The sequence below is a fragment of the Yersinia sp. 2542 StPb PI genome (genome assembly GCF_048593855.1).
Lineage (GTDB): Bacteria > Pseudomonadota > Gammaproteobacteria > Enterobacterales > Enterobacteriaceae > Yersinia > Yersinia enterocolitica_E.
On sequence record NZ_JAZGQA010000318.1, the window covers coordinates 1 to 2,442 of the forward strand.

Here is a 2,442-nt window from a genome sequence, read left to right on the forward strand (position 1 = left end):
TTCTCCCAATGCTGAAATATAACTCCCACCGGAATTTTCCACATTGGCAACAGAATGAATATCAATATTATTCGCGATTATCCCTGAACCAGAATATTGGGTGGTCCCAGTTCCTGTATTAAATAGATTAGTACTATTATTTATGCTTACAGTTCCATCTGCATTAATAAATCCATCTACATTCTTTATCGTTTCTATATTACTCAAATTAATATCACCAGAGGCGAGTATAGATGAGTTCTGATTAATTAATTCTGACGAATGGCTAATTGACAACTGGTCAGCCGCGAGTATTTTTGCTTCATCAGTATTTTTAATGCTATCAATATTCGTTAATATAATATCGTTCGCTTGAATGAGTGACGAATTACCTTTGTTATTTAACTCTTTAATGTCATCAAGCTTAAGTGAGCTTTCTGAAATTAGTTTTGCATTATTACTATTTGTAATAGTGCTAGCGTTACTAATTTCAATAGCACCACCTTGAATTAAACTGTTATTATTATTTATATTAACTGCATGCACCCCACTGTTATTTATTTTTAGATTAGCACCTGAGAGTATACTACCTCCATTTTGATTATTAACTTCCTTACTGATATTTAGTGATAAATCTTTAGCTGCTGTGATATTGCCACTATTGAAAACACTTTCTGTTGTTATATCAATAGATTCTTCTGAGTTAATTACCCCGGTATTTTCCAATAAACCGCCATCACTAACCTGGCGAATAGCAACATTTTTACCGGACAATACACCACTATTAATGGCACTTCCATTGACAATGGAAACATCTAACATTGAGGCAGCTGAGACAATTCTCCCACTATTATTAATACTATTTGACTTAATGGTATTGTTTTTATCAGCTTGCAGTAATCCTTTATTAATTAAAGATCCGAGAATAAGATTTGCGTCTTGCTCAGTATATAAAACACCTTTATTATGTAAATCATTAGCGACAATGCTCAGCGGACCACTCGCATTGACAACACCATCATTGTCAAATAGTTCGTTAATAGTGAAGCTTAACGTCCCCTTCTGGCTATTAACTCCCGCACCTTGATTTAAAAATGAATTAGCATTAACTATAACATTTCCTGACTGACTGCTAATAGCAGCATCAGAACTTATAGTTGCGGAGTCAATAGTTTCGCCGTTAATCGATACAATATAATTACCATCCACAAGGGATATAATTGCATTCTCTATTTTTTTACCTGAAGCATCAAGAGCGAAAAGTGTCCCTGTTATTTTATATTCACCCTTAACATCAATGAAAATGGATGTTACATCTATTTTGTCACTATCACCGCTCATTGCAAAAATACGTGCTGCATTTTGCAACAATGAATCAGCAGTAATTCTAATATTGCCATTTTTTGATACTGCATCAGCACTGAGTTTAGCTTGAGATAAAGCTCTAATAATTAGATCGCCATTACTAATAACACCACCAAAGCCTGTATCTTCATTAACTGAAATATCGATATTGTTGCCGGATAAATTAACATCACCTGACTTGCTGCTAATTGCTGTCAGTGCTAAATCACCATCGGCCGATATCTCAACAGTCTGATTACCGACTAAGCTACCTTTATGTCTAACCCCAACACCGCTTTCGGTACTGATTAGCTGTATTCTTCCCCCATACATGGAACCCAATGAACTGCCATCAATAGCAACTTTAGGGGTATCTGCAGCCGATAAGTTACGAATCTGGTGCTGTCGCGTTTGTGTGTCGTAAGTATTTAGCCCCGCAACAACTTTAATGTCGGCACTCCCAGAGACTTCACCATCGAGTTTTACCGTACGGCTGATCATATCAAAGTGGGTTAATCCTTCAGTAGATAGGCCCTGTCCTTCTACTGCAATCATACCCTTATTAACATTTAATTGAATATTACCATTCTCACCATATTCCACTCGACCTGTACTGAGAGTTAAGTTATTCGCATTAATGGTTGATACGCCATTCACAGAAATGCCATTTTCATTTGCAATGATAAGGTCAGCTTTTTTCCCAAACACTTCCATTGTGCCATTCAAATACGATCCCTTAGCACCCGTAACTTCACTAATGATAGCGCTAGCTTCTTGTTGTAGCTGACCGTTTTTAATTATATAACCACCGATACTACTAACACCATCCTGCATGCTGTTATTAAAAATCAAACCATCTGGGCCAACATTAAAGTCATCAAACTTATTGTGAGAAATCCCATTACCGTTTGGATTAATAATATTTACTGTCGGTGTTCCATTGGCTGACTCTGAAATCGTTGGCGCATTTGAACTTGTATCGGGAACTAAGTTTGCATAAGACAAACTGGGCAATACTGCAACCAATGCCAAATAAATAGGGCACAACTTTTTATGTAAATTTTCTTGAGTTAGTTTCCCAATAAAAGATGATGCAGAATTATTGGTCTTACCTTTATT

At 36.2% G+C, this 2,442-nt stretch carries 1 protein-coding gene; it reads right to left on the bottom strand.

Translation table 11 applies throughout. The features are described 5' to 3' along the window. Positions 1–2,442: filamentous hemagglutinin N-terminal domain-containing protein (locus V1952_RS21080; protein ID WP_420075477.1), on the bottom strand; the 2,442-nt coding region annotated here is incomplete at both ends.